Here is a 6,037-nt window from a genome sequence, read left to right as displayed (position 1 = left end):
GCTGTTTTTAGCGGTAATTATCTCCTCGATACTGGTTTCAACGGTTGCCATCGTCGAGTATTTCTGGACGAACCCGTTTTTATTATTTGCCAGAGTGTATTGCGCGGCCGGATTTGGGCGACCTAACGCATTTGAATCCGGACGGAGCATGGCCACATTCGGCAACGCCATGTTCCTCGGCGCTTACTACACGCTTATCATCCCCCTTATAGTTTCTTACCTTTTATGGCGGGATAAGGATACCGTTCCCAGAGCCCTTCCCTACCTTGCGCTCCTTCTTTCAACCATCGCGCTGCTTGTAACATTCGGCAGGGCCGCGTGGCTGGGAACCGCCGCCGGGGTTATCCTGGTGGGCTGGTTTAACTGGAGTACTATTAAGAGGTCGAAGTATCAGATAATCCCGTTGGTGGCAATTCTACTCATCGCCCTGGTCGGCGTAGGCGTAACCGGAAAGACGTATTCCCTCCCCAACAGGGCCGTCTCGATAGTTAAAATCGAAGGAAGCTCGCTTACCAGAATCCAAATGTGGAATGCATCGCTTCCCCTCGTGGCCGACACTCCTCTTCTCGGGTCGGGGCCCGATACGTTTAAATATGTTTTCGGCAAATACAAACCCCAGGGATGGACGCAGCACGCCGACGACCCCCTTCTCGACAGAGCGCATAACGACGCATTGCAGACCGCGGTGACAGACGGCATGATAAGCCTAGTCGCTTACCTTTGGATATTTATTTTGCTCATCGGTTCCGGGATAAAAAGGCTTCGTGCGGCAGAACCTATGCGTGAGGGCTGGCTCGCCGTCGGTCTCCTCGGCGCACTACTCGCATACTGGATACAACTGCAATTTAACTTCAGCCACTTTTCGATCGCCCCTCTGTTTTGGATTTTCTTAGGGATAGAAAGCAGGCTGCTCTTCACCCGGGGCCAGAGCCGGATAGTTGAGACAGGGCTGGAAGAATCGAAAAAACCGCTGGCGATTGGCTTTATAGTGCTCGCATGCACCTACCTCGCGGTACTCAGCAGTATACCGCTTGTGGCCGACATCCACTTTGCCCGGGGTCGTGATCTTGAGAGTATCGGCAAAATTTCCCAGGCAGTCAGCGAATACAAGACGGCGTCATCGCTTAATGTGACCGAGCCGCTGTATAAAACCACGCTTGGCCAGGCGCTCTTTAGGTTTGGGAAAAAGACCGCTAAAGAGGAGTACTTAAGCCTCGGCACAGCGGCGTTCGAGCAAGCTCAGCAGATCAACCCCATCAACGAGCAGGCCTACTTCACGGCAGCCGCCTCGTACCTGGTTGCAGGTCGTGCCGGCAAACCCGTCTATTTAAAAAAAGCAATCGAGAACGACCGCCGGGGTCTTGCGCTGAACCCGGTAATGGTCGATGCATACATCGACATGGGTGTCGCATACGCTTATCTTAACAATTACGATGACGCCATCAATGCATGGAACCAGGCCCTCGCAATCGAGCCCGGCAGCGACCGTGCCTATTACGACCTCGGGTGGATATACGAGCGAAAAGGCAATCGCGCGCAGGCAAAACAGGCGTACGAAAAGGCGTTGCGACTAAACCCGAGATTGCGCGAAGCGAAGGCGGCGTATGACCGCTTGTAAAAACCTTGAGTTTGCTATACTCTTTTCGGTAAGGTGCTTTGTATGACTCATGAGGAAGATACGGAATTATCCGACTTTTTTAAAACCGGTGTTGACGAACAAGCTGGGCGGCAAGAAACCAAAACAGAGGAGCGAATAAGCCTCTGGCTGGCTGGCTCCATTATCCTCTTTTTAGTAATTGTTTTTGCCGTTGCAGCGTTAATCGTACAAAAAGTCTATTTCCAACCGCCCGTTGTCAGAACCGCCGTCGAGAGAGACCTGATTAAGTACAAGGAAGCCGTGAAACTAAACCCCCGAGACGCAGAGGCGTATGTGGGCCTCGCCGGTGTGTACCTTGAGATCGAGGAGGTAGACAAAGCGATCGGGCAACTTGATAAGGCCATCGAGATAGAACCGCGCCCATGGAACGCGCATTTTGAACTCGGTATGGCCTATATCAGCAAACAGGAGCCCAATATCGCCGCGAGTCATTTTTGGCAGGCGACGTCGATCGATCCGAACAACGAACTCGCGTTCTACCAGCTTGGCAAGCTCTACCAGGACCAAAAGCAATACGGCCAGGCCGTTCAAGCTTTTCAAAGAACCCTAAAAATAAACCCAACGCTTGCGGATGCCCACTACTTCCTGGGCTGCTGCTACGAAAAGACCAACAAGAGCGATCTCGCAATAAAAGAGTATCGTGAAGCGTTAAAATACGTTCAGAGTTACCCGGAGGCCGAAAAGGCATTGAAGCGGCTCGAACAATAGTATAGATATATAAGCCTTGATATAAGTGTAGGTTTAAGAGATATGCAGAGAATCAGTTTAAGAAGTTTTCTAATCACATTGCTGGCAATACTTATGGTGATGACGCTAATCCTGCTTTACCTGTATTACCTCATCTCACGTCCGCCGGGTATGCCCGCGGTGCAAAGCAAATACATGACGCACCTCTATAGTATTTACGGTTACGGCACAAAAGACGATGAGCTTCTCTATCGGCCGACCGATGTGTGCTTTGATGATGAGGGCAACATCTATATCGCCGATACCGGGCGCGCAAGAGTACTTAAGTTTCGCTCGGGCGGACAGTTCTTACGCAAGATCGGCCGCAAAGGCGCCGGGCCGGGCGAACTTATGGAGCCGGTCGGCATTACCACCTCCAAAGACGGTAAGCTCTATGTTGCCGACAAGGCGTTAAGCAAGGTCGTAATATACGATAGAGGCGGTCACTACTTAAGCGAGTTTAAAGTTATGGTGCCGTTTAAGCCGTATGTTGCAAACGGAAAACTCTATCTTTCGACCTACGGCCACGTCATAGTCTACGATCTCAAGGGACACGTATTAGCAAAGTGGGGCCATCAGGGGCGTGCTGAGGGTGATATGGATTCGCCCTCGGGCCTGACAGTCGGTAAAGATGGCAGCGTATTCATATCAGATACGTTAAACTTACGGCTCGAAGCGTTTTCACGTGATGGCGACCTCTTGTGGGTTAAAGGTAAGCCGGCCCAGGATATTAAAGCGGCGGACAGAACATTCGGCCTGCCCTGCGGTATCGTCATGGATGACAAAAACCTTCTTTACCTGATAGACGCCTTCGATAACACGATAAAAGTGCTCAATACGAAAGGCGCCCAGATCGCGACGCTTGGCAAACAGGGCTCGAGAGAAGGCGAACTGAACCTACCATCCGGCATTGCTTACGATCAGGACGGCGTGTTTGCCATCGCTGATAAATTCAACGATAGAGTGCAGGTCGTTAAGATAACGGTTGAGTAGCAACCCGGTACTTGGACCCAGTATTAAGGTATATTTATGCCGTATTGCCTTACGTAAAAATCTACTCGAATTACAATCTATTCGAATGGGCTTGTATGCAAGCAAGCTTTATGTTAGTATAAATTCGTTAGTTCGCTTTTTCGGTGTTTAGGCATTACACAGGTTTTAGCAAGTGGGTTTCTATGCGTTTGGTGATTAAAAGCGTACTCCTCGTAGCAGCAGTCTTCTCCTTTATCATAGCAACAGCATCTACAGCCCTGGCGATTGAGCCGACCACAACAGTGGCGGGCTATAATTGGCCGCAGATATACGACTCAAGCACGAATACGCCGCACGGTGGGTACACGACAACAACAAATAAATGTAAGGAATGCCACGCGGTGCATATTGCAACCGGCAGCTACATGCTGACCAGGGCCGATAAAAGGGCCGATACCTGCGATTTCTGCCATAACTACGGCGGACCGGGCGTTGGAACCGATGTTATTATGAATGCAGAAGGCCACGGCCTGGATACCACACAGACGGCCTCGACCACAATTACGGCCCCGGACGACACTATCCCCTCATATCAGGTACAGACCTCGAGATGGGGCTGTCTCGAGTGCCATTCGGTGCATGATAACCAAACGGTTAAGCTTACTGGGGAAACATCAACCTTCTTGCTAAAATCAGATCCGAATCCCGGTAAGACGTACCTCTTCTATACCGTCACGACCGGCGAATCCTCGGAAACTATGTCTGACTGGTGCTCAACCTGCCACAATGCTGATTTCGGGCGCCACGACGATACGCAAACCGTGAAAAACGTCATGCTCGGCACTACGACTACGACGGTCTACGGTCATGATTGCTCCGGTGGGGGCTACAGTACCGATTCTGTCACAGGATACGCAGTAGTTACACCGGACGACACATCAAATGAAGGTCCGACCTGCGAACAATGTCACAAGGCGACAGGTATCGGCGGCGGTTTCCCGCATTCCTCGGAAAACACGCCGACAACCGGCACATTAACTGCTCCAGACATGTTAATGGCAGGCACAATACCGAATCAGCTCGACAAGGTATGCGAAACGTGCCACAATACCGCTTCCCTTCAGTAGCAGGGACAACCGCACGTACGGCTAGCATATAAATAGCCAGCTTAACCTGTGTTTACCATAATCTATGCGCTTGCTAATGAATTCGATTTTTGCGATAATATTATTGTGGTAACTACCGCAAGAATAAGCAATTTTGGTGGTGATTTTTAACTGCATGCAATAACTGCCCGCCATATCAATCTCGACCTTCAAAGATCACCCAGCCACATTAAGAATGCGTGTTAGAGAGCCGGCTTAAGGAATTGTTTCAGCCTGGCTTTTAATTAACTGCAGGAGGTTTTTATAAATGGGTCATAGGGGCAAATCTAGTATCCTTAGTACTAAAACACTGGTAATCGCAGCTGCGGTCGTGCTGGTTGCGATTATTGGACTAACCGGATTTCTTGGAGGTTGCGGCAGCAAAGGCAAAAACGAGGCAAAGCTTTCCCCAGCCGACATAGCAAAGGCAAAAAAGAACGGTACGCAGTTATATCAACAAGGCAAGCTTGACCAAGCGATACCGGAGCTTAAAAAAGCTGCGGAAGGCGATCCGAAAGACATGCAAGTGCAGTTTCAACTTGGGTATGCCTACGAGCGAAAAGGGCAGCTTGACGACGCATATAAGCAGTACGGTGAAATACTTAAGGTGAATAAAGGGTCCGCCGATGCTCACTATAGTGTGGGCAGAATTTTGGTGCAAAAAAAGCAGCTTGACAAAGCTATCACCGAATTTGAAACAGCGGCAAAAACGAATCCTAACTTCACCGCTGACTACGTCGCATTGGCCGATGCTTACGCGCAGAAAAAGGAGTTTGCAAAAGCCCTTGCTACATATGATGGGCTGGCGAAAATCATAGGCTCCTCCGATACCCTTTACTTGGCGCGCATACATAGCTTCAAAGGGCTAGTTTTTAAACAGATGGGCCAGAGCGGTAATGCCAGGGGTGAGTTCGAGCAGGCCTTAAAGTTAGACAAGAATAATAAGGAGGCTATAGCAGGCCTTAAGTAGTAAGCAGTAGTAGACTTGGTTGGGATTATCCGGTTTCAAGAAAATAAGTTTGTGTGCAAGAAGCAAGACCTAGTTTTTCAGATTTAACATGTTTTAGTAATAGCAGTAATAGTGGTTTACAAGTAGCAGTTCATGTTGTAGTAGAGGTGATACACAGGCTATGAAGCTTCTTTTGCACCCATTTCATAATTGGGTGATATGTTCCATTTTAAAAGGCTCTTACGCGAATTATCATACGATAAGCTAGCAAGGCTGACCCTGTTTTTTGCGGTTGCCTTGCTTTTGGTATTTTTTGTAGACACAGCAAGCGCTTTTGCGGGAACCCTCACGGTCTCCGACTCTTCAACCGGCAACAGTATAGCCGTTCGTGGCCAAACCCACGTTGCCGACATTTTAAGGCTTTATGCTTCCCCACCCGATACCGTGACCGTTACCGACATCACGGTTCGCCAAAACGGCACAGCACTCGATTCTGATATCAGTTTAGTTAAACTTATATCAGACACCAACGGTAACGGTGTTATCGATATCGGTGAGCCGGTGCTTGCATCAACCACCACTGCCGGC

Annotated in this window: 6 protein-coding genes; all 6 read left to right on the top strand. The window is 49.6% G+C overall.

Features of this window, described 5'->3' with window-relative positions:
• Nucleotides 1-1,618, top strand: a 1,618-nt coding sequence (locus tag COY37_RS06125; protein ID WP_286976764.1) for an O-antigen ligase family protein, incomplete at its 5' end; no start/stop codon positions are given.
• 42 nt (nucleotides 1,619-1,660) lie between these two features.
• Entirely contained in the window at nucleotides 1,661-2,365 is a 705-nt protein-coding gene (locus tag COY37_RS06120; RefSeq protein ID WP_286677702.1) for a tetratricopeptide repeat protein, read from the top strand.
• A 42-nt stretch (nucleotides 2,366-2,407) separates the two neighbouring features.
• A complete protein-coding gene (locus tag COY37_RS06115) occupies nucleotides 2,408-3,376 on the top strand; it encodes a 6-bladed beta-propeller (protein ID WP_286677701.1) in 969 nt (322 codons plus the stop codon).
• Nucleotides 3,377-3,558: 182 nt separating this feature from the next.
• On the top strand, nucleotides 3,559-4,482 hold the full coding sequence (locus COY37_RS06110; RefSeq protein ID WP_286677700.1) for a hypothetical protein: 924 nt from the start codon (nucleotides 3,559-3,561) through the stop codon (nucleotides 4,480-4,482).
• A gap of 286 nt (nucleotides 4,483-4,768) precedes the next feature.
• Entirely contained in the window at nucleotides 4,769-5,470 is a 702-nt protein-coding gene (locus COY37_RS06105; protein WP_286677699.1) for a tetratricopeptide repeat protein, read from the top strand.
• Nucleotides 5,471-5,668: 198 nt separating this feature from the next.
• Nucleotides 5,669-6,037, top strand: a 369-nt coding sequence (locus tag COY37_RS06100; RefSeq protein ID WP_286976760.1) for a hypothetical protein, incomplete at its 3' end; no start/stop codon positions are given.

The sequence above is a fragment of the Candidatus Aquicultor secundus genome (assembly GCF_002791875.1).
Lineage (GTDB): Bacteria > Actinomycetota > Aquicultoria > Aquicultorales > Aquicultoraceae > Aquicultor_A > Aquicultor_A secundus.
The sequence above is the reverse complement of the archived record's forward strand: the minus strand, read 5'-3'. Positions and strand labels throughout refer to the sequence as shown.